General features: G+C 67.1%; 23 protein-coding genes. 21 read left to right on the forward strand and 2 right to left on the reverse strand.

The features are described from left to right. The first annotated feature begins 84 nt into the window (after positions 1-84). Positions 85-765, forward strand: a complete 681-nt coding sequence (locus CHB74_RS03245; protein ID WP_089218175.1) for a YiaD family glycine zipper/OmpA-like lipoprotein — start codon at positions 85-87, stop codon at positions 763-765. A gap of 188 nt (positions 766-953) precedes the next feature. Here CHB74_RS03245 and purL read toward each other — a convergent pair whose 3' ends face one another. Next, positions 954-3140 carry a phosphoribosylformylglycinamidine synthase subunit PurL gene (gene purL / locus CHB74_RS03250; protein WP_089218176.1) on the reverse strand — a complete coding sequence of 729 codons (2187 nt, stop codon included), beginning with the start codon at positions 3138-3140 and terminating at the stop codon, positions 954-956. A gap of 136 nt (positions 3141-3276) precedes the next feature. Between purL and CHB74_RS03255 the strand changes: the two genes are divergently transcribed. Then, positions 3277-3732, forward strand: a complete 456-nt coding sequence (locus tag CHB74_RS03255; protein WP_089218177.1) for a VOC family protein — start codon at positions 3277-3279, stop codon at positions 3730-3732. Between the two features lie 115 nt (positions 3733-3847). Here the strand turns inward: CHB74_RS03255 and CHB74_RS03260 are convergent, their stop codons facing one another. Beyond that, positions 3848-4237: a hypothetical protein gene (locus CHB74_RS03260; RefSeq protein WP_089218178.1), complete on the reverse strand. Its 390-nt coding sequence runs from the start codon at positions 4235-4237 to the stop codon at positions 3848-3850. 281 nt (positions 4238-4518) lie between these two features. Between CHB74_RS03260 and CHB74_RS22205 the strand changes: the two genes are divergently transcribed. The 19 genes from CHB74_RS22205 (at position 4519) to CHB74_RS03355 (ending at position 23900) form a co-directional block, all read left to right on the forward strand. After that, positions 4519-5136 (forward strand): PEPxxWA-CTERM sorting domain-containing protein, encoded by a 618-nt coding sequence (locus CHB74_RS22205; protein ID WP_218821374.1) that lies wholly within the window; start codon positions 4519-4521, stop codon positions 5134-5136. 113 nt (positions 5137-5249) lie between these two features. After that, complete coding sequence (locus CHB74_RS03270; RefSeq protein WP_089218302.1) at positions 5250-6248, forward strand: cysteine synthase A; 999 nt, start codon at positions 5250-5252, stop codon at positions 6246-6248. An 87-nt stretch (positions 6249-6335) separates the two neighbouring features. Continuing rightward, complete coding sequence (locus CHB74_RS03275; RefSeq protein WP_089218180.1) at positions 6336-6623, forward strand: hypothetical protein; 288 nt, start codon at positions 6336-6338, stop codon at positions 6621-6623. 7 nt (positions 6624-6630) lie between these two features. Next, a complete protein-coding gene (locus tag CHB74_RS03280) occupies positions 6631-8004 on the forward strand; it encodes a GldG family protein (RefSeq protein WP_245842578.1) in 1374 nt (457 codons plus the stop codon). Positions 8005-8314: 310 nt separating this feature from the next. Further along, positions 8315-8722, forward strand: a complete 408-nt coding sequence (locus tag CHB74_RS03285) for an MraZ C-terminal domain-containing protein (protein WP_245842580.1) — start codon at positions 8315-8317, stop codon at positions 8720-8722. Continuing rightward, the gene (gene rsmH, locus CHB74_RS03290; RefSeq protein ID WP_089218182.1) at positions 8719-9702 is read left to right on the forward strand and encodes a 16S rRNA (cytosine(1402)-N(4))-methyltransferase RsmH; all 984 of its coding nucleotides are present in this window, start codon (positions 8719-8721) and stop codon (positions 9700-9702) included. The genes CHB74_RS03285 and rsmH overlap by 4 nt, the downstream gene beginning before the upstream one ends. After that, a complete protein-coding gene (locus tag CHB74_RS03295; protein ID WP_089218183.1) occupies positions 9699-10259 on the forward strand; it encodes a hypothetical protein in 561 nt (186 codons plus the stop codon). The genes rsmH and CHB74_RS03295 overlap by 4 nt, the downstream gene beginning before the upstream one ends. A gap of 50 nt (positions 10260-10309) precedes the next feature. Further along, positions 10310-11956, forward strand: a complete 1647-nt coding sequence (locus tag CHB74_RS03300) for a peptidoglycan D,D-transpeptidase FtsI family protein (RefSeq protein WP_089218184.1) — start codon at positions 10310-10312, stop codon at positions 11954-11956. A gap of 3 nt (positions 11957-11959) precedes the next feature. Further along, a complete protein-coding gene (locus CHB74_RS03305) occupies positions 11960-13375 on the forward strand; it encodes a UDP-N-acetylmuramoyl-L-alanyl-D-glutamate--2,6-diaminopimelate ligase (protein WP_089218185.1) in 1416 nt (471 codons plus the stop codon). Beyond that, complete coding sequence (locus CHB74_RS03310) at positions 13372-14778, forward strand: UDP-N-acetylmuramoyl-tripeptide--D-alanyl-D-alanine ligase (RefSeq protein WP_089218304.1); 1407 nt, start codon at positions 13372-13374, stop codon at positions 14776-14778. The genes CHB74_RS03305 and CHB74_RS03310 overlap by 4 nt, the downstream gene beginning before the upstream one ends. After that, positions 14766-15836: a phospho-N-acetylmuramoyl-pentapeptide-transferase gene (gene mraY / locus CHB74_RS03315; protein ID WP_089218186.1), complete on the forward strand. Its 1071-nt coding sequence runs from the start codon at positions 14766-14768 to the stop codon at positions 15834-15836. Before CHB74_RS03310 ends, mraY begins: the two co-directional genes overlap by 13 nt. Next, positions 15833-17137 (forward strand): UDP-N-acetylmuramoyl-L-alanine--D-glutamate ligase, encoded by a 1305-nt coding sequence (gene murD, locus CHB74_RS03320; protein ID WP_089218187.1) that lies wholly within the window; start codon positions 15833-15835, stop codon positions 17135-17137. Before mraY ends, murD begins: the two co-directional genes overlap by 4 nt. Continuing rightward, entirely contained in the window at positions 17134-18318 is a 1185-nt protein-coding gene (locus CHB74_RS03325) for an FtsW/RodA/SpoVE family cell cycle protein (RefSeq protein WP_089218188.1), read from the forward strand. The genes murD and CHB74_RS03325 overlap by 4 nt, the downstream gene beginning before the upstream one ends. Positions 18319-18328: 10 nt before the next feature. Then, positions 18329-19498: an undecaprenyldiphospho-muramoylpentapeptide beta-N-acetylglucosaminyltransferase gene (gene murG / locus CHB74_RS03330; protein ID WP_089218189.1), complete on the forward strand. Its 1170-nt coding sequence runs from the start codon at positions 18329-18331 to the stop codon at positions 19496-19498. Next, positions 19495-20910, forward strand: a complete 1416-nt coding sequence (murC, locus tag CHB74_RS03335; RefSeq protein WP_089218190.1) for a UDP-N-acetylmuramate--L-alanine ligase — start codon at positions 19495-19497, stop codon at positions 20908-20910. Before murG ends, murC begins: the two co-directional genes overlap by 4 nt. Beyond that, a complete protein-coding gene (locus CHB74_RS03340; RefSeq protein ID WP_089218191.1) occupies positions 20910-21101 on the forward strand; it encodes a hypothetical protein in 192 nt (63 codons plus the stop codon). Before murC ends, CHB74_RS03340 begins: the two co-directional genes overlap by 1 nt. A 29-nt stretch (positions 21102-21130) precedes the next feature. Beyond that, positions 21131-22012, forward strand: a complete 882-nt coding sequence (gene murB, locus CHB74_RS03345; protein WP_089218305.1) for a UDP-N-acetylmuramate dehydrogenase — start codon at positions 21131-21133, stop codon at positions 22010-22012. Further along, positions 22009-22932: a D-alanine--D-alanine ligase gene (locus CHB74_RS03350; protein WP_089218192.1), complete on the forward strand. Its 924-nt coding sequence runs from the start codon at positions 22009-22011 to the stop codon at positions 22930-22932. The genes murB and CHB74_RS03350 overlap by 4 nt, the downstream gene beginning before the upstream one ends. Further along, positions 22929-23900 (forward strand): cell division protein FtsQ/DivIB, encoded by a 972-nt coding sequence (locus tag CHB74_RS03355; RefSeq protein WP_089218193.1) that lies wholly within the window; start codon positions 22929-22931, stop codon positions 23898-23900. Before CHB74_RS03350 ends, CHB74_RS03355 begins: the two co-directional genes overlap by 4 nt. The last annotated feature ends 11 nt before the right edge of the window (positions 23901-23911 follow it).

Raw genomic sequence — 23911 nt, forward strand, 5'->3', positions numbered from 1 at the left:
TCAGGCAGCGTTCAGCACGGCGGCGGAACAAGCGCCCCCGGGCACGGTTTTTATCGGCACAGTTCAAGGGAAAGGGACGATTCAATGCGGATTACCACCAAGCTCGCGGGAATGAGCCTGGCTTTGGCGGCACTTGCGACCACCGCCTGCACCACCGATCCGGTGACCGGCGAAAAAAAGATGTCCAAGGCGGCGATCGGCGCGCTTGGCGGCGCCGCGCTCGGCACCGGCCTCGGTGCGCTGGTTGGCGGCCACAATAATCGCACCGAGATGATCGTGGGCGCGGGCATCGGCGCGATCGCCGGCACCGCGGTCGGCGGCTATATGGACAAGCAGGAGCGCGAACTGCGCCAGAAGACCGCCGGCACCGGCGTCGAGGTCAGCCGCCAGGGCGACGAGATCCTCCTCAACATCCCGTCGGGCATCACCTTCGCCACCAACAGCTACACGATCGAGCCGCAATTCCGCTCGACGCTCGATTCGGTGGCGCAGACGCTGGCGAGCTACAACCAGACCTATGTCGACGTGTACGGCCACACCGATTCCACGGGCAACGACACGATCAACATTCCGCTTTCGCAGAACCGCGCGAAATCGGTGGCGGATTATCTGACGACGCGCGGCGTGACGAGCGCGCGTATCGGCACGCAGGGCTTCGGCGCGAGCCAGCCGATCGCGAGCAATTCGACCGTCGAGGGCCGCGCCCAGAATCGCCGCGTCGAAATCAAGATCGTGCCGGTGACGGACACCAGCACCAACGGCTGATCCTCCGGCCGTTCATCGACAGTTTTGCGCAGGGGCGTCCGGGCGATCCGGGCGCCCTTGTCGTATCCTGCCCGGCGCTATGGACAGCTTCGGTGAAGGCCGCTGCTGGATCTTGTCGCTGCAAAGCGGCCGATCACCCATTCCCGCGACGCCGCCCGTTCTGTCGGGGCGGCGTCGCGGGGTGGTGATCAGGCGAGCGCGGCGTCGGCGCCCATCAGCTTGGGGAAGAAGCCTTCATGCGCGGTGCGCAGATCGGCGAGCGTGACGCCGGCGACGCTGGCGCCGCCGGTGGTGCCGATGCGCTTCACCGGCACGCCGGCCGCCACAATCGCGTCGGGATTGGCGGTGGTAACGACATAGACGCCCTGATCTTCGCCGAAAGCAGACGCGGCGCTGTCGATACCGTCGAGCGTCGCGCCGATCTTGCCGGCAAGCGCCATTTCGGCGACCGCGACGAGCACACCGCCATCCGCCACGTCATGCACGGCCGAAACCTTGCCATCGGCGATCAGCTTGCGGACGAAATCGCCCGCTGCCTTTTCCTTGGCGAGATCGACCGGCGGGGGCGTGCCGTCTTCGCGGCCATGCACTTCGCGCAGCCAGATCGACTGGCCGAGATGGCCGGCAGTCTCACCGATAAGCAGGATCGCTTCGCCTTCGCCCTTGAAGGCGATGGTGGCGGATTTCGACCAGTCGGACAGCAGGCCGATGGCGCCGATCGCCGGCGTCGGCAGGATCGCCGAGCCGCCGCCGGTGGCCTTGCTCTCGTTATAGAGCGAGACGTTGCCGGAGACGATCGGGAAGGCGAGCTGGCGGCAGGCTTCGCCCATGCCGTCGAGGCAGCCGGTGAACTGCGCCATGATTTCCGGCCGCTGCGGATTGGCGAAGTTCAGGCAGTTGGTGACCGCCAGCGGCAGCGAACCGACCGCCGAAAGGTTGCGCCAGCATTCGGCGATCGCCTGCTTGCCGCCTTCATAGGGGTCGGCATAGCAATAACGCGGGGTGCAATCGGTCGAGATCGCGATGCCCTTGCTCGAGCCGTGCACGCGCACCACCGCGGCGTCGCCGCCCGGGCGCTGCACCGTATCGGCGCCGACCATGTGGTCATACTGCTCCCAGATCCAGCGGCGCGACGCGATGTCGGGCGACGCCATGAGCGTGACGAGATCGGCGCCGAGATCATTAGAGGCGGGCACGTCGCCGAGCGGCGCGATCTTGGCCCAGGCCTGATAATCCTCGCGGCTGAGCGCGGGGCGATCGTAGAGCGGGGCATCGTCCGCCAGCGGGGCGAGCGGGATGTCGCACACCGTTTCGCCATTGTGGACGAGGACCATGCGGCCGGTGTCGGTGACTTCGCCGATCACCGCGAAATCCAGCTCCCACTTCTTGAAGATCGCCTCGGCAAAGGCTTCCTTGCCGGGCTTCAGCACCATGAGCATCCGCTCCTGGCTTTCCGAGAGCATCATCTCGTACGCGGTCATGCCCTCTTCGCGCTGGGGCACCTTGTTCATGTCGAGCCGGATGCCGACGCCGCCCTTGGACGCCATTTCGACCGAGGAGGAGGTGAGGCCGGCCGCGCCCATGTCCTGAATCGCGACGATCGCGTCGGACGCCATCAGTTCGAGGCAGGCTTCGATCAGCAGCTTTTCGGTGAAGGGGTCGCCCACCTGCACGGTCGGGCGCTTTTCTTCCGAATCCTCGCCGAAATCGGCCGAGGCCATGGTGGCGCCGTGAATGCCGTCGCGCCCGGTCTTGGAGCCGACATAGACGATCGGATTGCCGACGCCCGAGGCGGCCGAATAGAAGATCTTGTCGGTTTCGGCGACGCCCACCGTCATCGCGTTGACGAGGATGTTGCCGTCATAGGCGCGGTGGAAATTGACCTCGCCGCCCACCGTCGGCACGCCGACGCAATTGCCATAGCCGCCGATGCCGTGGACGACGCCCGCGATCAGGTGGCGCATCTTGGGATGATCGGGCCGGCCGAAACGCAGCGCGTTCATGTTGGCGATGGGGCGCGCGCCCATGGTGAACACGTCGCGCAGGATGCCGCCGACGCCGGTGGCCGCGCCCTGATAGGGCTCGATGTAAGACGGGTGGTTGTGGCTCTCCATCTTGAAGATGGCGGCCTGGCCGTCGCCGATATCGACGACGCCGGCATTCTCGCCGGGGCCGCAGATCACCCAGGGCGCCTCGGTGGGCAGCTTCTTCAGGTGGATGCGGCTCGACTTGTAGGAGCAGTGCTCCGACCACATCACCGAGAAGATGCCGAGCTCCGTCAGATTCGGCTCTCGGCCGAGCGCGTGGAGCACGCGTTCATATTCTTCGGGGGACAGGCCGTGTTCGGCGACGATCGCGGGGGTGATCTGGGTCATGGCCGCGCCTCTAGAGCAAATCGGCGCGCGTTTGAACCACCCGTCGCACGGGCGCGGGCGGGAAGCGCATTCGGGGTTAGACTCGAGCAGCCGAATCGGGCATATGTTCACTATATGTTCTTGAGAGGAGGTTCCCATGGTCAGCCCCATTCCCGAAGGCTATCATAGCGTTACACCCTATCTGGCGATCGATGGCGCGGCCGAGGCGCTGGAATATTACAAGAAGGCGTTCGGCGCGACCGAAGTGCTGCGAATGCCGCATGGCGATCGCATCGCCCATGCCGAGATCAAGATCGGCGATTCTTTCGTCATGCTGGCCGATGAGTTTCCCGACATGAATCACCTCGGCCCCAAGTCACGCGGGGGCACCACCGTCAGCCTGATGATCTATGTGCCCGACGTGGATGCCGCGTTCGAGCGCGCGATCGCGGCCGGCGGCACCGTGCAGCGGCCGGTGGCGGACCAGTTCTATGGTGACCGATCGGGCACGCTGTTCGATCCGTTCGGCCATCAGTGGACCTTGTCCACCCATGTCGAGGATGTGCCCGAGGACGAGATCCACCGCCGCATGGCCGCGATGGCGGAAGGCTGAACGGCGCCGGGGAAGGGCGCCGGGCTACGCATGAATGGAAAGGGCCGGCGGATCGCTCCGCCGGCCCTGTTGATCATCGGCCCGAAGGGACGGGCCAATCGCGATCAGGTGAAAATCAGGCCTTGCAGCTCTGGCTCGGCTTGCCCGGCTGTTCGAGCGTGACGGTGGTGCTGTCGCCGGTCAGCTTATAGCCTTCGGCCACGAACGGCTCGCCCTTGGTCGGCGCGGTCAGCCTGGTGGCCGGGCCGGTCTTTTCGGCGCGCACGTCGGCGGAGGTGCCGTCGGCGAAGAAGTCGATATAGGCAAGGCTGTTGTCCTTGCAGCGATAGGTGCGGCTGGCGGTCAGCGCCGGCGGCAGGGTGACGGGCGGGGCTTCCGCAACCGTCTGCGCGTCGGGATCGGCCGGGCCGTTGGCGACCAGCGTATCCGCTTCATTGTTGCAGGCTGCGAGCGAGAGAATGGCCGCGAGCGAGGCGGCCGCGAGGGTCAGGGGGGTTTTCTGCATGACGGGTCCAATTTTCGCGGCAGCGCAGCGGCACGTCAAGCCGAAGATTTGCCGTAACGCGGCCAGTTCGTTGCATTATGGGCCAGTTTCAACGGGTTGAACGTGGCTATGCGTAGTCGGATGGCCGATATCGGCGGCATGTGCGCAAGGCCATGGCGTGCTGCGCCGCGAATGACGTCATGCCTTCGCTTTGTCATGGCGCTGACGGAAAAGTCGCATATTCAAAGGTTAATGGATCATCCGTCCGGGCGGCCCTTTCGCCCGTCGATCGGAGGATCATCATGAAACGCGCTCTTGCTTATGCCGCGACGGCCGCGTCGCTCGCCATCGCCGCCCCCGCCTCGGCCGCGATCATCGCGCCGGTCGGCGTCACCGCGTCGAGCACCTTCTGGACCTATGACGTCGACAATCTGATCAATGGCAGCGGCGTCGCCGGCGGCTTCCACGACGGCAATTATAACAATGCCTGGATGACCGAAACGACCGGCGAGCCGGCGCACCTGATCTTCGATCTCGGCGCGGCTTATGATCTGTCGTCGGCGCTGATCTGGCAGTTCAACGTGGATTTCGGCCTCGATCGCGGCGTGCGCGATTTCGCGATTTCGCTCTCCACCGACGGCATGAGCTTCGCCGATGCGACCGCCGGCACGCTGATGCAGGGCACGTCCCAGCCATTGCCGGCGCAGCTGGTCGAGCTGGCGGGCACGGCGCGTTATGTCCGCCTCGATCTCCTCAACAATTATGGCGATCAGTGGACGTGGACCGGCCTGTCCGAGGTCCGGTTCGACGGCACGGTCGCCGCCGTGCCCGAACCGGCGAGCTGGGCGATGATGATCGGCGGCTTCGGCCTCGTCGGCGGTGCGATGCGCCGCCGTCATGTGCAGCTGAGCTTCGCCTGACCCTATCTGCCCGCGACTTCGGGGCGGCCGGCGCGCCGCCCCGAAGTTTCTCTGCACGCGGCCCTAGAGATGCCTGCTTGCCGCTGGCTTGGCGCCTCGGCTATTCCGCCAATATGGTTCTCGCCCCCACCGCCCCCAATTCGCTTGCCCTGATCGGCAACACCCCGCTCGTCCGCCTGGCCGGCCCCAGCGCCGAAACCGGCTGCGAGATCCTCGCCAAGTGCGAGTTCATGAACCCCGGGGGTTCGGTGAAGGATCGCGCCGCCTTGTTCATCGTCGAGGATGCCGAGGCGCAGGGGCTGCTGAAGCCCGGCGGCGTGATCGTCGAAGGCACGGCGGGCAATACCGGCATCGGCCTCGCGCTCGTCGGCAATGCCAAGGGCTATCGCACGATCATCGTGATGCCCGAGACGCAGAGCCAGGAGAAGAAGGACACGCTGCGCGCGCTGGGGGCTGAGCTGGTGCTGGTGCCGGCGGCGCCTTATGCCTCGTCCGCCCATTTCGTCCACACCTCGCGCCGGATCGCCGAGGAGACGGAAAATGCGTTGTGGGCCAACCAGTTCGACAATATCGCCAATCGCATGGCGCATATCCGCACCACCGCGGCCGAGATCTGGGAGCAGACCGGCGGCCGGATCGACGGCTTCACCTGCGCGGTGGGCACGGGCGGGACGCTGGCCGGCGTTGGCCTGGGTCTCAAGGAACGGCGCGAGGATGTGGTGATCGCGCTCAGCGATCCGCACGGCGCCGCGCTCTACAGCTATTATGAAACCGGCGAACTGAAGGCCGAGGGCAGCTCGGTCGCCGAAGGCATCGGGCAGGGCCGGATCACCGCCAATCTGGAAGGCGCGCCGGTCGACGCGCAGTTCCGCATTTCCGACGCGGAAGGGCTGGAACAGGTCCACCGCCTGCTGATGGACGAGGGGCTTTGCGTCGGCCTTTCATCGGGGATTAATGTGGCGGGCGCTATGGCTCTCGCGCGGCGGATGGGGCCTGGCCACACCATCGTAACGATCCTGTGTGATTCGGGATTTCGTTATCTTTCAACACTTTTCAATCCGAACTGGCTGGCCGAAAAGGGCCTCGCGACGCCGCCCTGGCTCGTGCGATAAGCCGTTCGACAAGCGCGATTGGCTGCGTTAGGCTTGATGCAAACAGTGATTTGCGTTCACCTGAGTTCCAATCGTGGAAGGGAATGAATGCAGCGGGTTCGCATCGGTTTGACCGGGCTAGCCGGCGTCTTCGTACTCGTTTTGGTGGCCGCCGCCGTGTTTGGCGTGGTCAGCCGGGAGCCGAAGGTGTCGACGGACGAGACAGGCAATGTGGTGATCGTCGACGCGAGCAATGCAGCGCTCGCGGACGCTGGCCCGCCCAAGGAGCCACTTGCCGAACTGGGCATGGCGCCCGGGGCGGCAACGCCTGATGCCGCTGCCAATGAGGAAGCGGCCGGCAACCTCGTCGCTCCGGCGGCCCCCACCGAAAACTGATCACGGCATGGCGTGCGCCGGCGCGGTGGCGATCGCGGCCGCCTGCCTGGCGCTCGCCGAAATCCTGGGCGGGCTCGCGCTCGGCCTGATCGCCGGGCATGGCCGGGCCGATCTTTTCCCCTTCGTCGCGGTGCGGCCGTGGCTTTTCCTGATCCTGATGATGGCGCTGGCCGGCTGGCCGCCACGGGCGCGGCTTGCGGCAGCATTGCTCGGCCTAGTCACCGCATCGGCGGGTGAGGCGGCGTGGCTGGGCTGGCATGGCGGCTGGTCCGGCGATGGAGCGCTGGGGCCCATCGCGCGCGCTGGCGCGGCGGGCCTGCTGATGATCGCGGTGATGGAGGCGGTGCTGCGCGGCGCGGCCTGGGCGGGCGGGCGCCATTGGCGCTGGCTGGCGGCGGCGATCGGCTTAGGCGTGCTGCTGTCGCCCGGCATGGTTGCGTGGGTGGAGCGTGCGGCGCTGGGATCGGGTGAGGCGCCCGCCCGCTCTGCACGGCCGCCGGTCCAGTTGCTGAGTGGCCTGCCGCTCGTCTGGAGCGAGGCGGGCGTGGCCGCGACGCTGGCGGGCGGGCGGGCGCCGGCGACGATGGAAAGGCTGGGGCGCCATTTCACGATCCGGCCGATCGCGACCGCCGATGCGCTGGCGCCGCAGGGGCTGGCGCTGATCGCGCAGCCCCGTGCGGACGCGCATGATCTTGTCGCCATCGATCGCTGGGTGCGGGCAGGGGGACGGGCGCTGATCCTGACTGATCCCGATCTGCGCTGGCCGACGCAATTGCCGCCCGGCGATCCGGGCCTGCCGCCCGATGCCGCGCCGCTGGCGCCGCTGATCGCGCATTGGGGCCTGCGCCTCGTGCCGGACCGCGCGGCCATGCTCGCCATCCGCGAGGTCATGGTCGGTGGCATGCATTACCATATCCGCCCAGGTGCGCCCGGGCGGCTGAGCGGGGAGGGGGCGGCCTGCGCGATCCTTGCCGATGGCCTGGCCGCCGATTGCGCGATCGGCGCCGGGCGGGCGCTGGTCGTCGCCGATGCCGATTGGCTGCTCGACGATCTGTGGGTGGGAATGGGATCGCATGGCACGGATCGATTCCGCCGGCTGGCGGACAATGGCGCATGGGCGGTCGCTCTGCTCGACGATCTGGCTGGCCTCGGCCCGCGCCATCCGGCCGATGCCGTGCTGTGGATAGAAAGCGACTCCGCTTGGCAGGCCGGCTGGCTTGTCGCGCTTTGCCCGGCGCTTGCGCTGCTTGCGGGCGGGTTGATCGGCCGTCGGCGTTGCAACAACGCACCGGTTGTCCCGAATATTTCACAAACTTATCCACAGGCTGCTAACAAGCACAAAGGAGGAACAGGCACGGATTTCCGCCACACAGATCGGTGAAGCGCCCCAAACTGCCCATCAGAATCCACAGGATTCCCATCCAGTGGTATTGAAAACCATCTGATCCCCTGATACCCCGATAGCACTCCGGGGCGCGGGGGAGATTCCATCCATACGTGACCAGCGCCCGCGGAGTAGCGCGACGGCGTGTGCGGGGATTGGCCCTGGCTCCGTCGCAGTGGGGTCTTGGGACGTGGAAATCAGGGACTTTTTCCACGGTAGTGCTCTCAACGCGGTCGACGCGAAGGGCCGAGTCTCGCTCCCTGCACCTTTCCGCACGGTCATCGATCGCCGCACGCATCGCGCCCTGATGCCCGGCGAATTTCCGTCGTCGGAAAAGTTCATCCTGCTCGGCGAGCATGAACGCCTGCCCTGCCTGCAGGCCTTCGATCCCGCTTATTCGCCGGAACTGCACAGCTATGTCGGCCAGCGCGTCGACGGGCGCGACGATGGCCTGGACCGCATGTCGGCCATGGATTTCGAGCAGATGGACGTGTTCGGCGCCTATCTGCAGGCCAATTATGACGATGCCGGCCGCATGGTGCTTTCGCCCATGTTCCGTTCGATCGCCGAGATTGAGGGGCTGGCCTTCTTCCTGGGTGCCGGCGCGACCTTCCAGATCTGGAACCCGCACAAGTTCCTCGAGCATTGCCAGGACAAGCCCCGCGTTGTCCGCGCGCTCGAATTCATGCTCAAGGAAAAGGGGGCCAAGGCATGACCGGCGCACCCGATTCCGGCGCCCATGATCCTCGCCATGATCCCGTCCTGCTGACGGAGGTCGTCGCCGGCCTTGCCCCTGCCCCGGGCGAGGTGATGGTGGACGGCACCTTCGGCGCGGGCGGCTATAGCCGGGCGCTGCTGGCGGCCGGCGCGCATGTTTATGCCTTCGATCGCGATCCCGATGCGATCCGCGAAGGCGAGCCGATCGTCGCTGCCAATGACGGACGGCTCAACCTGATCGCCGAACGCTTCTCCCGCATGGAAGAAGCGTTGGCGGAGCGCGGGGTCGGCCCGGTCGACGGGGTGACGCTGGATATCGGCGTCTCCTCCATGCAACTCGACCGGGCCGAACGCGGCTTTTCCTTCCAGGCCGACGGGCCGCTCGACATGCGCATGGAGCAGGAAGGCGAAAGCGCCGCCGATTTCGTCAACCATGCGGATGAATCGCTGATCGCCGACGTGCTCTACGCGCTGGGCGAGGAGCCGCGCGCGCGCCGCGTGGCCAAGGCGATCGTCGCCGCGCGGCCGATCACGCGCACCGGCGAACTGGCGGAAGTCGTTCGCCGCGCGCTCGGCCACAAGCCGCATGAGAAGAAGGATCCGGCGACGCGGACCTTCCAGGCAATCCGCATCTATCTGAACCGCGAACTTGAGGAACTGGAAGGCGGCCTGGCCGCTGCCGAACGCGTGCTGGCGCCCGGCGGCCGGCTGGCGATCGTGTCCTTCCACTCGCTCGAGGATCGCATCGTCAAACGCTTCCTGCGCGAACGTTCGGGCGCCATGCCCGCCGGATCGCGCCATCGGCCCGATGCCGGGGCCAGCGGCCCGGCGCCCAGCTTCGAGGCCGTCGCCAAACCTGTCCGCGCCGGGGAGGCGGAGCTTGCCCGCAACCCCCGCGCCCGTTCCGCCACGCTGCGCGTCGCCCGTCGCACCGCCGCGCCCGCATGGCCTGTATCGCCCAAAGGAGTTTTGTCATGATCGCCGCAGCGCGTTTCCGTTCCGTCCTGTGGGTTGCCGCAGCGTCGACTGCGGGGCTCGCCTGCTATCTCGTGACACAGGGCGTGGCGTCCGAGCGCGCCGAACTGGCACGCACGGAACGCGCGATCCTGGCCAACCGCATCGCCATTCGCGATCTTGAGACCGAATTGGGCGCGCGCGGCAGCATGGCGCAGATGGAACGCTGGAACACGCGGGTGCTGGCGCTGAAGGCGCCGGAAGCCCGGCAATATCTGCATGGCGACGTCCAGCTCGCCAGCCTTGGCATGCCTGAAACGCCGGCGATGGCGGCGCGCGTGGTGCAGGTGGCGGCGACGAAGCCCGTCACGCCGACCGCGCCTGCCGGCCCGGCCGCGCCCGAACAGGTGGCCAGCGCCGAACCGCTGCTGCGCCACGCCACCTATATGAAGCCGCCGCCCGATCGCGTCGTCGATCTGGAGCGCAAGGTATCCGCGCGCGGCGATGGTCTGCTCGGCGCCGATGCGGTGGCCGATCTCGACCGGATCGCGCGCTCCGAGCGCGGCGCCGGCGGCCAGTGACGGCGGTCGCCGCACCTCCCCACAGAATTCGCATCGCCGATCAGCGCGAAATGGGCGTCGCCGTCGCCCATTTCCGGTTGATGGTGGTGATGCTGGCGTTCGCCTTCGTCACCCTGCTCATCGTCCTCAAGCTGATGTGGATGGCGGTGTTCGCCGAACCCACCGGCCAGGGTGGCGGCGCATCCATGCTGGTGCCGGCGCGCGCCGATATCGTCGATCGCAACGGCATGCCGCTGGCGCGCACCTTCAACGCCTGGTCGATCGCGATCCATCCCGACAAGATCCTAGGCAATCGCAAGCAGATCGCGGTCCAGCTCGCCGAGCTGATGCCGGAACGCAGCGCCCAGCAATATCTGGCGATCCTCAATTCAGGTAAGAGCTTCGTTTACCTGCGGCGGCGCGCGCTGCCCGAACTGGTGCGCGCGGTGAACGCCATCGGCGAACCCGGCATCGCGCTCGGCCGCGAGCCGGAGCGGCTCTATCCGCAGGGCGCGCTGGCGGCCCATGTGATCGGCTACACCAATCTCGACGGGCAGGGCGCAGCCGGGCTGGAGCGCGAGTTCAACAAGCGCCTGACCGATCCGGTGCTGCGCGATCAGCCGATGCAGCTCGCGCTCGATGCGCGCGTCCAGCAGGCGCTGGAATCGCAACTGGGCGAGGCGATGGCGCATTTCAGCGCGATCGGCGCCGCTGGCATCGTCCTCGATATCAAGACCAGCGAAGTGCTGGCGCTGACCTCGCTGCCGGAAATCAACCCCAATGCGCCGGGCAAGGCATCGCCCGAGGCCGGGTTCAACCGCGCCACGCTGGGCGTCTACGAACTGGGATCGACCTTCAAGCCGTTCACCGTCGCGATGGCGATGGACACCGGCTATATCGACAGCTTCGGCAAGATGTATGATTGCCCGAAGGGGCTGAAGGTCGGCCGCTTCACCATCACCGATACCCATCCCTTCGGCCGCCGTTGCAGCGTGGCCGAGATCATGAAGGAATCGTCCAACATCGGCACCGCGCAGATCGCGGCGCAGGTGGGGGCGGATCGGCAGCGCGCCTTCCTGAAGAAGATGGGTTTCCTGGAACCGGTTTCGATCGAGCTTGGCGAACGCGGCCGCACGCTTTCGCCCGGCGCCAACTGGGGCGAGATCGCGACGATGACGGTGGGCTTCGGCCACGGCATCGCGGTGACGCCGCTGCATCTGGCGACGGGCTATGCCACCCTGTTCAACGGCGGCATCTGGCGCCCGGCGACGCTGATGAAGACGGGGCCGCAGCATCCCGTGCCGGCCGGTCGCCGCGTGTTCACCGAGGATACGTCCTATCAGATGCGCGCGCTGCTGCGCCTCGTCGTCACCAATGGCACGGGCAAGAATGCCAATGCGGTGGGCTATCGCGTCGGCGGCAAGACGGGTACGGCGGAAAAGGCCGTTGGCGGCCGCTATGCGCGCGGCGCCGTCGTCAACACCTTCGCCGGCGTTTTCCCGATGGACGAGCCGCGCTATGTGGTGGTGGTGATGCTCGACGAGCCCCAGCCGACCAAGGAAACCTACGGGTTCCGCACCGCCGGCTGGAACGTGGCACCCGTGATGAAGCAGGTGGTGTCGCGCATCGGGCCGCTGCTTGGCGTGGCGCCCGACGAGAACCGCGATGTGAATTTGACGGAAGTGCTTCAGTATGTCCGTCCAGAGAAGGGCAAATAATATATGCGGCTTGGCGCGTTGACCGGGGAAGAAGGCGGCCCGGCCGTGACCGGGTTTGCCATCGATCACCGCAAGGTTGCCCCCGGCACGGTGTTCGGGGCGTTCACCGGCACGCGCTTCAATGGCGAGGATTTCATTCCGGCGGCGATCGCGGCGGGGGCGGTGGCCGTCGTCGCGCGGCCGGAAGCGACGGTGACGGGCGCTGTGCATATCGCCGATGCCGAACCGCGCCGCGCCTTCGCCCGCCTGGCCGCCCGCTTCTTCGCGCCCTTCCCCGAAACGGTGGTCGCGGTGACGGGCACCAACGGCAAAACATCGACCGTGGAACTGACCCGCCAGCTGTGGCGGCTTGCCGGCCACCATGCCGCGTCGATCGGCACGCTTGGCGTCACCACGGCGGAAGATCAGGTTTCGACCGGGCTCACCACCCCCGATGTCGCCACCTTCCTGTCCAACGTCGCGGGCCTGCGGCGCGAAGGCGTGACGCATGTCGCCTTCGAGGCATCGAGCCACGGCCTGTCGCAATTCCGCACCGAAGGGCTGCCGGTGCAGGCCGCCGCCTTCACCAATTTGAGCCGCGATCATCTCGATTATCACGGCACGATGGAGGCCTATCTCGAGGCGAAGCTGCGCCTGTTCAGCGAGGTCGTCGACCAAGGCGGCACGGCGGTCATATGGGCCGACGATACCGCGTCGGCCCGCGTGATCGAGATCGCGCGCGAACGCGGCCTCAGGATCATTGATGTCGGTGCCGCAGGCGAGGCGGTCCGTCTTGTCGAGCGCACGCCCACCCATCTCGGCCAGACGCTGGCGCTGGAAATCGACGGGCAGCGCCATGTCGTGAAACTGCCGCTGATCGGCGCCTATCAGGCGGCAAACGCGCTCACCGCGCTCGGCCTCGTGCTGGCCACGGGCGGCCGGCTGGAGGATGCGCTGGCCGGGCTCGGCCGGGTGCAGCCGGTGCGCGGGCGGCTCGAACGCGCGGTCATCACCCGCAGCGGGGCGCCGGTCTATGTTGATTACGCCCACACGCCCGATGGGCTGGAAGCCGCGATCCTCGCGCTCAAGCCGCATGCCAAGGGCCGGCTGATCACGGTATTTGGCGCCGGCGGCGACCGCGATACCGGCAAGCGCCCGCAAATGGGCGAAGTGGCGGTCCGCCTGTCCGACCATGTGATCGTGACCGACGACAATCCCCGCAGCGAGGATCCCGCCGCGATCCGTCGCGACGTGCTGGCCGGTGCGCCGGGCGCGATCGAGATCGGCGGCCGGCGCGAGGCGATTGCGGCGGCGATTGCCGAGGCGGGTGCCGACGATATCGTGCTGATCGCCGGCAAGGGGCATGAACAGGGCCAGATCGTCGGCGATCGCGTGCTGCCGTTCGACGATGTGACCGTCGCGCGGGAGTGCGCCGCGTGAGCCGCAGCCCGCTCTGGACCGCGTTCGACATCGCCGCCGCCGCGGATGGCGAGGTGTTCGGCGATTTTTCCGCCAATGGCGTCGCCTTCGACAGCCGCGAGGTCGGCCCCGGCGACCTGTTCGTCGCGATGAAGGGCGAAACCACCGATGGCCATCGCTTTGCCGACAAGGCGTTCGCGGCCGGGGCGGCGGGTGCGATCGTTAGCCAGCCGGTGGCCGGGCCGCATATTCTGGTTGCCGATACCGCCGCCGCGCTCGACGCGCTGGGCAAGGCCAGCCGCGCCCGCACGCAGGCCGCGATCATCGGCGTCACCGGATCGGTCGGCAAGACGGGCACCAAGGAAGCCCTGTTCGCCTGTTTCGACCGCGCGACGCCGGGGCAGGCCCATCGTTCGCTGAAGAGCTACAACAACCATGTCGGCGTCCCGCTCAGCCTGGCGCGGATGCCGGCGGACACGCGCTATGGCGTGTTCGAAATGGGGATGAGCGCGGCCGGCGAACTGGCGGCGCTCACCCGGCTGGTCCGTCCGCAGGTGGCGATCGTCACCGCGATCGCGCCGGCGCACAGTGCCTTCTTCGCCGGCGAGGAGGCGATCGCGGACGCCAAGGGCGAGATCTTCCAGGGGCTGGAGCCCGGCGGCACGGCGATCATCCCGTTCGATAGCCCGCATCGCGACCGGCTGATCGCCGCCGCGCGCGGCCATGCCGATCGCATCTGGACCTTCGGGCGTGGCGAGGGCGCCGATATTCGCGCGCGCGAAGCGTTGCGCGGCCCGCGCGGCACGCTGATCGCGGCGACGCTGCCGGATGCCGAACTCACCTTCACGCTGGCCCCGCCGGGGGATCATTGGGTGTCGAACGCGATGGCGGTGATCGCCGCCGTCCACGCCGTCGGTGGCGATCTGGCTGCCGCGGGCCTTGCGCTTGCCGATATGGCGGGGCTCGCCGGGCGTGGCCGTCGCGTGCTGGCGCCGGTGGAAGGCGGCGAGGCGCTGGTCATCGACGAAAGCTACAACGCCAACCCCGCCTCGATGGCGGCGACGATCGCGCTGCTTGGCGAGGAAAAGGCCGATCGCCGCATCGTCGTGCTGGGCGACATGCGCGAACTGGGCGGAAAATCGCCGCTTTATCATGCGGGTCTGGCGCAGCCGCTACAGCGGGCCGGCGTCGATTTCGCGCTGCTGGTCGGGCCGGAAATGGCGGCGCTTGCGAATGAGCTTGAGGGCCGCATGGATTTCGCGCATGTGCCCGACGCCGCGGCCGCGCTGGAACGCCTTGAAAGCGTCATTCAGGCCGGTGATGCGGTTCTGATTAAAGGGTCCAACGCCATCGGGCTCGCCCGTCTTGTCGAGCATCTCGGTTCGGGGGCGGTTGCGGCCGGGAAAATGCCATGCTCTACCTGATCGCCGACCAGCTCGATTTTCCGGGCGTTCTCAACCTCATCCGTTATCTGACCTTCCGTGCCGGCGCCGCCGCGATCACGGCGCTGCTGATCGGCCTGATCATCGGCCCGAAGTTCATCGGCTGGCTGCGTGTGCGGCAGGGCAAGGGCCAGCCGATTCGCACCGACGGCCCGCAGACGCACCTCGCCAAGGTGGGCACGCCCACCATGGGCGGGCTGATGATCCTGACCGCGATCACCATCTCGATGCTGTTGTGGATGGATTTGTCTAACCGCTATGTCTGGGCCTGCATCTTCGTGACGCTCGGTTTCGGCCTGATCGGCTTCCTCGACGATTATGACAAGGTGAAGAAGCGCAGCCACAAGGGCGTTTCGGGGAAGGTGCGGCTGGCGGCCGAATTCGCCATCGCCGGCATCGCCAGCTGGCTGATCGTTTCGGGCAACGGCACCGAATTATACGTGCCCTTCTATAACGGCCCGGTGATCGATCTCGGCCCGTTCTACGTGCTGTTCGCCGCCTTCGTGATCGTCGGCGCGGGCAATGCCGTGAACCTGACGGACGGCCTGGACGGGCTGGCCACCATGCCGGTGATCATCGCCAGCCTTGCTTTCTTCGTCATCGCCTACATGGTCGGCAACGTGAAGTTCGCCACCTATCTCGGCATTCCGCATGTGCCGGGCGCGGGCGATCTCATCATCCTCACCGCCTGCATCGTCGGCGCCGGGCTTGCCTTCCTGTGGTTCAACGCGCCGCCGGCGGCGGTGTTCATGGGCGATACGGGCAGTCTGGCCCTGGGCGGTGCGCTGGGTGCGCTGGCGGTGGTGACCCACCACGAAATCGTGCTGGCGATTGTCGGCGGCCTCTTCGTGCTCGAAGCGGTGTCCGTCATCATCCAGGTCTATTATTACAAGCGCACGGGCAAGCGCGTGTTCCGCATGGCGCCGATCCATCACCATTTCGAACAATTGGGATGGTCGGAGCCGACCGTGGTGATCCGTTTCTGGATCATCTCCTTCGTGCTGGCGCTGGCCGGCCTTGCAACGTTGAAGCTCAGATGATCACCAGTTCCGTCTTTGCCGGTAAGAAATATGCGGTCCTCGGCCTCGCCCGGTCGGGGCTGGCGACGGTCGACGCGCTGCTCGCCAGCGGCGCCGAAGTCGTCGCGTGGGACGAGAAGGAAGAGGCGCGCGCCAAGGTGGCGGATCGCGTCACCCTCGCCGATCCGCTGGAGATCGACCTCACGGGCTTCGACGGCGTGGTGGTTTCGCCCGGCGTACCGATCATCCGCCACCCGATCCGCCAGAAGACGGCGGATGCCGGCGTGCCGCTGATCGGCGATATCGAATTGTTCGCGCTCGCCCGGCCGACGCTGCCGCCGCACAAGGTGGTCGGCATCACCGGCACCAACGGCAAATCGACCACGACGGCGCTGATCAAGCATATCCTCGAAGTCGCCGGCCTGCCGACGCTGATGGGCGGCAATATCGGCCTGCCGATCCTGAGCCGTGATCCGCTGGCCCCGAACGATGCGGGCATGGGCGTCTATGTGCTCGAACTGTCGAGCTACCAGATCGATCTGACCTACAGCCTCGCCTGCGACATCGCGGTGCTGCTCAACGTGTCGCCGGATCATCTCGATCGCTATCCTGATTTCGGTGGCTATGCCGCTTCGAAGACGCGCCTGTTCGGCATGCAGAACAGCAATGGCACCGCATTCATCGGTGTCGACGATGAAACCGGTCGCGAGATTGCCCGCACGGTCGAACGGATCGGCAAGCCTCGCACCTTCCGTTTCGGCCGCGCGCAGGCCGGTGATCAGGCCGGCTGGCCCGCATTGCAGGGACCGCACAATGCCCAGAACGTGGTTGCTGCGGCTAATGTGGCGATGCTGCTCGGCGTTCCCGGCAATGTCATCGATCAGGCGATCGCCAGCTATCCCGGTCTGCCGCACCGCATGGAACGGGTGGGAGAACGCAACGGCGTGCTGTTCGTCAACGACAGCAAGGCGACCAACGCGATGTCGACCGCGCCGGCGCTCGCCGCATATCCCAAGGTCCACTGGATCCTCGGCGGCCTGCCCAAGAGCGACGAGCTGGACGCCTGCGCCCCGCATTACGGCCATGTCGTCGCGGCCTACACGATTGGCGAGGCCGGGCCGCTGTTCGCCAATATCCTGCGCGTCGCCGGCAAGCCGGTGACGGAGAGCGTGACGCTGGAACAGGCGGTGAAGGATGCCGCCGCCGCCGCGAAGCCGGGCGAGGTGGTGATGCTGTCGCCAGCCTGTGCGTCGTTCGATCAGTTCCGGGATTTCGAAGCACGGGGCGATGCCTTCCGCGCGGCCGTGGAGGCGCTTGGATGACGGGGTCGACGGTCTATCGCCAGAAGCCTTCGCAGGTGGTGCGGCTCGGCCGTGCCGACCGTAGCTGGTACGCGACCTGGTTCTGGGAGATCGACCGCGTCCTCCTGCTGCTGGTCGCGATGCTCATCGGCATCGGGCTGATCGCGGTTGCCGCCGCGTCGCCGTCGGCCGCCGCCAAGGATCATGTGCCGACGCTCCATTATTTCTGGCGCCAGATCATCTGGGCAGGGCTGGGCGTGCCGCTGATGATCGGCGTGTCGATGCTGCCGCAGGGCCTGGCCAAGCGCCTGTCGTTGGCCGCTGCCGCCTTTTTCGGCCTGTGCCTGATGCTGGTGCCGATCGCGGGCACGGAAGTGAACGGCGCCGTCCGCTGGCTGGGCGTCGATCCCTTCCGCTTCCAGCCGTCGGAGTTCCTGAAGCCCTTCTTCGTCGTCGCCATCGCGTGGATGCTTTCGCTGCGCGCGCAGGATCGCAGCCTGCCGGTGGTGCCGCTGACCGGCCTGCTGGTCGCGGTGATCGCGGCCCTGCTGATGAAGCAGCCCGATTTCGGTCAGACCGTGATCTTCTGCGCGGTATGGGCCGCCCTGCTCGTCATTTCGGGCGTGCAGATGCGCTTCCTGATGATGCTCGGCGGGGCGGGTGTGGGCCTGCTGGCGCTGGCCTTCGTCTTCTACGAAAACGGCCGCAACCGCGTGATCGAGTTCATGACCGGCACGGGCGACACCTATCATGTCGATGTCGGCTATGCGACGATCACCAATGGCGGCATGGTCGGCCTCGGGCCGGGCGGCGGCGTCCAGAAATTCCGCCTGCCCGAAGCCCATAACGACTATATCTTCTCCGTCATCGGCGAGGAGTTCGGGCTGATCTCGTGCATCGTCATCGCGATCATCTATCTGGCGATCATGGTCCGCGTGTTCCTGAAACTGCTGGACGAGGAGGACCAGTTCGTCATCCTCGCGGCTTCCGGGCTGGCGATCCAGTTCGGCCTGCAGGCGGTGATCAACATGGCGGTCAACGTCCAGCTCGTGCCTTCCAAGGGGATGACGCTGCCGTTCATCAGCTATGGCGGTTCGTCGCTGCTGGCGGTTTCGATGGGCTTCGGCCTGCTGCTCGCCTTCACCAAGCGCAATCCCTTCCTGAAACGATCGCCCTATGTCGTTACATGGAGCGGCAAATGAGTGTCCTTCCGTGGCCGTGACCCGTCACTTCGTCCTCGCCGCCGGCGGCACCGGCGGCCACATGATTCCGGCGCATGCGCTGGCCACCGAGCTGATGCGCCGGGGCCATCGCGTTGCGCTCGTCACCGATGAACGCGGCGCCAAGATTCCCGGCCTGTTCGAAGGCGCGCAGACCCATATCCTGCCGGCCGGCCGTGCCGCCGGCGGTCCGCTCGGCTGGATCCGCGCCTGGCGGTCGATCCGCGCCGGGCGGGAGATGGCGCGCCGTCTTTATGATGCGTTCGAACCGTCTGCGGTGATCGGCTTCGGCGGCTATCCGGCGCTGCCCTCGATGCTTGCCGCCTTCAAGGAGAAGGTGCCGACCGCCGTGCACGAGCAGAATGCCGTGCTGGGCCGGGTCAACCGCCTGCTCGCGCGCAAGGTGGATGCGATCGCCACCGCTTATCCTGTGGTCGAACGGCTCCAGCCCAAGTTTGAAGGCAAGACGCACCTTGTCGGCAATCCGGTGCGGAACGAGGTGCTGGCGCTGCGCGATCAGCCCTTCCCGCCGCTGACCGAGGACGGCGTGTTCCGCCTGCTCGTCACCGGCGGCAGCCAGGGCGCGTCGGTTCTGTCGGAGGTGGTGCCCGAGGCACTGGGCCTGCTGCCCCCCAATTTCCGCCGCCGCCTGCAGGTGACGCAGCAGTGCCGGGCCGAGGATATCGAAGCCGTGCGCGCCAAATATGCGTCGCTCGAAATCCCGGCTGATCTGGCGACTTACATGCCCGACATGCCCGAACGGCTGGCCTGGTCGCATCTGGTGATCGCGCGGGCCGGGGCGTCCACCATCGCCGAACTGACGGTCGCGGGGCGGCCGGCCATATTGGTGCCGCTGCCATCGGCGATGGACGATCACCAGACCGCCAATGCCCGCGAACTGCACGAGGCCGGTGGCGCGCGCGCGATCGCCCAGCGCAATTTTACCCCCATCGAGCTTGCCAAGCAGATGCAGAAGCTGGCTTTGGAGCCCGGTTCGTTGCAGAACGCGGCGCGGCGCGCCTGGGGCTGCGGCCGGCCGGATGCGGCCGCCGCGCTCGCCGACCTCGTCGAAAGCCTGGGGCGGACGCCGATCATGGATCCATTGCCGGTTCAGCCGGCCGAAATTTCGCCGTCGAGAGGCGGCCGGGAGGCATTTGCGTGAAGGGCGTCGCCAAGGATATCGGCACCATCCATTTCATCGGCATCGGCGGCATCGGCATGTCGGGCATTGCCGAGGTGATGCACAATCTGGGCTATAAGGTGCAGGGTTCCGACGTGGCGGAAAGCTATGTCGTCGAAGGCCTGCGCAAGCGCGGCATTGCCGTCGCCATCGGCCACAAGGCGGAAAACCTGGGCGATGCCGCCGTCGTCGTCACCTCGACCGCGATCAAGCGCGGCAATCCCGAGGTGGAACTGGCGTTGGAACGTCGCATCCCCGTCGTCCGCCGGGCCGAGATGCTGGCCGAACTGATGCGCCTGAAATCGACGGTCGCGGTGGCCGGCACGCACGGCAAGACGACGACCACCTCAATGGTCGCGGCACTCCTCGATGCCGGCGGCGTCGATCCCACCGTTATCAACGGCGGGATCATCAACAGTTATGGCTCGAACGCCCGGCTCGGTGCGTCGGACTGGATGGTGGTGGAAGCCGACGAAAGCGACGGCAGCTTCCTGCGCCTCGACGGCACGATCGCGGTCGTCACCAATATCGATCCCGAGCATCTCGACCATTATGGCTCGTTCGACGCGGTGAAGGATGCCTTCCTCGAATTCGTCGAAAATGTGCCCTTCTACGGCGCGGCTCTGCTCTGTCTCGATCACCCGGAAGTGCAGGCGCTGATCCCGCGCGTGCGCGATCGCCGTGTCGTCACCTACGGCTTCTCGGCGCAGGCCGATGTGCGCGGCGTCAACGTCACGCCGATCCCGGGCGGCAACCGCTTCGAAGCGATCATCCGCAACCGCGATGGATCGACCCGTTCGATCGAGGGGATCGAGTTGCCGATGCCCGGCCGCCACAATGTCCAGAACGCGCTGGCCGCGATCGGCGTGGCGATCGAAATGGGCGTGCCCGATGATGTGATCCGCACCGGTTTCGGCAAGTTTGGCGGGGTGAAGCGCCGCTTCACCAAGGTGGGCGAGCTGGATGGCGTGACCGTGATCGACGATTATGCCCATCACCCGGTGGAAATCCGGGCGGTGCTGTCGGCCGCGCGCGAAGGCGTGGAGGGCCGCGTGATCGCGGTCGCCCAGCCGCATCGCTTCACCCGCCTGCGCGATCTGATGGATGAGTTCCAGCAGGCGTTCAACGACGCCGACATGGTCTATGTCGCGCCCGTTTATGCCGCCGGCGAACAGCCGATCGACGGCGTGGACGCCGCCGCGCTGGTCAAGGGCCTCAAGGATCGCGGGCACCGCGCCGCGCAGACGATCGCCGGCGCCGATGCGCTCGCCGCCGAACTCGCCACCGTCGCCCAGCCGGGCGACATGGTGATCTGCCTTGGCGCGGGCGACATCACCAAATGGGCGGCGGGCCTGGCCGATGGCATCGCCCGCGTGCGGGAGACCGCTAGCTGATGGAACCCTTCACCGCCTGGGTCGACTTTCAGGAGGAGATGCTGAAGCTGCATCGGGCCCAGCTCGACGCCGCGCAAAAGGCGTTCCGGGCGGGAGCAGGCGCGGCTGCGGCGCAGACGGCCGCAACGAAGGCGGCCGAAGCCGGGCTGGATATGTGGAAGAGCTGGTTCCGCCTGTGGGGGATCAAGTGAACGCGGCGCTGGCCCATCCGGCGGACGGCATGCCGGCCGTGCGCGGCAAGCTGACGGCAGCCGCGCCGCTGGCGCCGCTCGTCTGGTTCAAAAGCGGTGGCGCGGCCGAATGGCTGTTCGAACCGAAGGACGTGGACGATCTGGCGAGCTTCCTCGCCGCGCTCGATCCGGCGGTGCCGGTGATGGGGCTCGGCCTCGGCTCCAACATGATCGTGCGCGACGGCGGCGTGCCGGGCGTGGTCGTCCGGTTGGGCAAGGCGTTCGGCAAGGTGGAGCAGGTGGACGCGACGATGCTGCGCTGCGGTGGCGGGGCGAGCGGCATCCTCGTCTCCTCCTCGGCGCGCGATGCCGGGATCGGCGGGGTCGAATTCCTGCGCTCGATCCCCGGCACGGTCGGCGGCTTTGTCCGCATGAACGGCGGCGCTTATGGCCGCGAGGTGAAGGACGTTCTGGTCGAATGCGATGTCGTCCTGCGCTCAGGCGAACGCAAGACGCTGGCGCTGGCAGATCTCGGCTATACCTATCGCCATTCGAACCTGCCCGAAGGCGCGATCGTCGTCAGCGCCACTTTTCGCGGGCATAAAGCCGATCCGGCGGCGATCCAGGCGGAGATGGACCGGATTTCGGCCGAGCGCGAGGCTTCGCAGCCACTGCGTTCCAAGACCGGCGGATCGACCTTCAAGAACCCGCCGGGCCACAAGGCCTGGGCGCTGGTCGACGCGGCGGGGTGCCGGGGCCTGCGCAAGGGTGACGCGCAGGTTTCCGAAAAGCATTGTAACTTCCTGCTCAACCTTGGAAATGCCTCGTCCGCCGAGATCGAGGCGCTGGGCGAGGAGGTGCGGGACAAGGTGAAGGCGCAATCGGGCGTGACTTTGGAATGGGAAATTCAGCGCGTGGGAGTGGCGAAATGAGTGTGAAGCCCCTCCATGTCGCGGTGCTGATGGGCGGCTGGTCGGCCGAGCGCGACGTGTCGCTGACGTCGGGCGCGGGCGTGGCCGATGCGCTGGAATCGCTGGGCCACAAGGTGACGCGGATCGACATGGACCGCGATGTCGCGCTGAAACTCCATGAGGCGAAGCCGGACGTGGTGTTCAACGCGCTCCATGGCACGCCGGGCGAGGACGGCACGATCCAGGGCCTGCTCGACATCATGGGCCTGAAATATACCCATAGCGGCCTCGCCACCTCGGTGATCGCGATCGACAAGCAGCTCACCAAGAACGAGCTGGTGCCGCATGGCGTGCGCATGCCCGAAGGCGTGATCGTCGCGTCCGAAAGCCTCTATGCCGCCGATCCGATGCCGCGCCCGTTCGTGCTCAAGCCGGTCAATGAAGGCTCGTCGGTCGGTGTCGCGATCGTCACCGCGAACGGCAATTATGGCCAGCCCATCGCGCGCGACAGCGAAGGGCCGTGGCAGCATTTCGACCAGCTTCTCGCCGAACCCTTCATCAAGGGACGCGAATTGACGGTGGCGGTGCTGGGCGAACAGGCGCTCGCCGTTACCGAGCTCAAGCCCAAGAGCGGCTTTTACGATTATGACGCCAAATATACCGACGGGATGACGGTGCATGTCTGCCCGGCCGAGATTCCGCCCGCGATCGCCGAAGCCGCCAAGGCGATGGCGCTGAAGGCGCACCAGCTGCTCGGCTGCAAGGGCACGTCGCGGTCCGATTTCCGCTGGGATGACGAACAGGGCGAAGCCGGGCTCTATTTGCTGGAAGTCAACACCCAGCCGGGCATGACGCCGCTCAGCCTCGTGCCCGAACAGGCGCGCTATCTGGGCATGAGCTATGCCGAGCTGGTTCAGCGGATCGTAGAGGAGGCGATGTGAGCCGGGGGGACGACCGCGCTACCATCCGTCGCGGCGCCCAGCCGCGCAAGCGTGCAGCCCCCAAGGGCCGCGCGCGGAAGCCGGCCGTCCACAAGAGCCTGCTCGCCTCGTTGCCGCCTCCGGTGGCGACCGCCGTGCGGCGCGGCGCCAATTATGCGCTGGCGGCGCTGCTGGTTGGTGGCGTCGTTGCGGGCGTGCTCGCCATGCGGCTGCCGCAGATGATCGGCACCGAACTGGGCGAAGGCATCGGCAAGGCCGGCTTCGCGGTGAAGAAGGTGGAGATCACCGGGATCGACCGGATGGACCGCGCGCCGGTGGAAGACGCCGCTTTTTCCGCGCAGGCGCTGGCCATGCCGCTGGTCGATATCGGTGAAATCCGTGGCCGGCTGCTCCAGCAGGGCTGGGTGAAGGATGCGCGGGTGTCGCGGCGCCTGCCCGATACGCTGGTGATCGACATCGTGGAGCGCGAGCCGGCGGCGATCTGGCAACACCGCCAGCGGCTGCACCTGATCGATGCCGATGGCCGGGTGATCGAACAGCTCCGGCTGAGCGGCACGCCCTTGCCCGATCTGCCGATCCTGATCGGCCCCAATGCCAATTATCAGGTCGCGGCGCTCGATCGCCTGTTGCAGGCCTCGCCCCAGCTGAAGCCGATGCTCGACGGCGCGAGCTGGGTGGGCGATCGCCGCTGGGATATCCGCTTCCGTTCGGGCGAAACGCTGTCGCTGCCCGAAGGCGAGGGGCAGGCGAAGGCGGCGCTGGCCGATTTCGCCGATCGCGACGGCAATATGCGGCTATTGGGGCAGGGGATGCTGCGCTTCGACATGCGTAACCCGGGGCGGATCATCGTCCGGCCGGCGCCACGGGCCGCCACGGACCAGGCGGCGGCAACGGCCCGGCCCGCGGTGCAGCGGGAAGAAGGGGGCGAAAGCCCACCGGCCACGACAAGCGAAGCACGAAGCATCTAGGGAATTTTTCG

Source organism: Edaphosphingomonas laterariae, from assembly GCF_900188165.1.
GTDB classification, from domain to species: Bacteria; Pseudomonadota; Alphaproteobacteria; order Sphingomonadales; family Sphingomonadaceae; genus Sphingomonas_E; species Sphingomonas_E laterariae.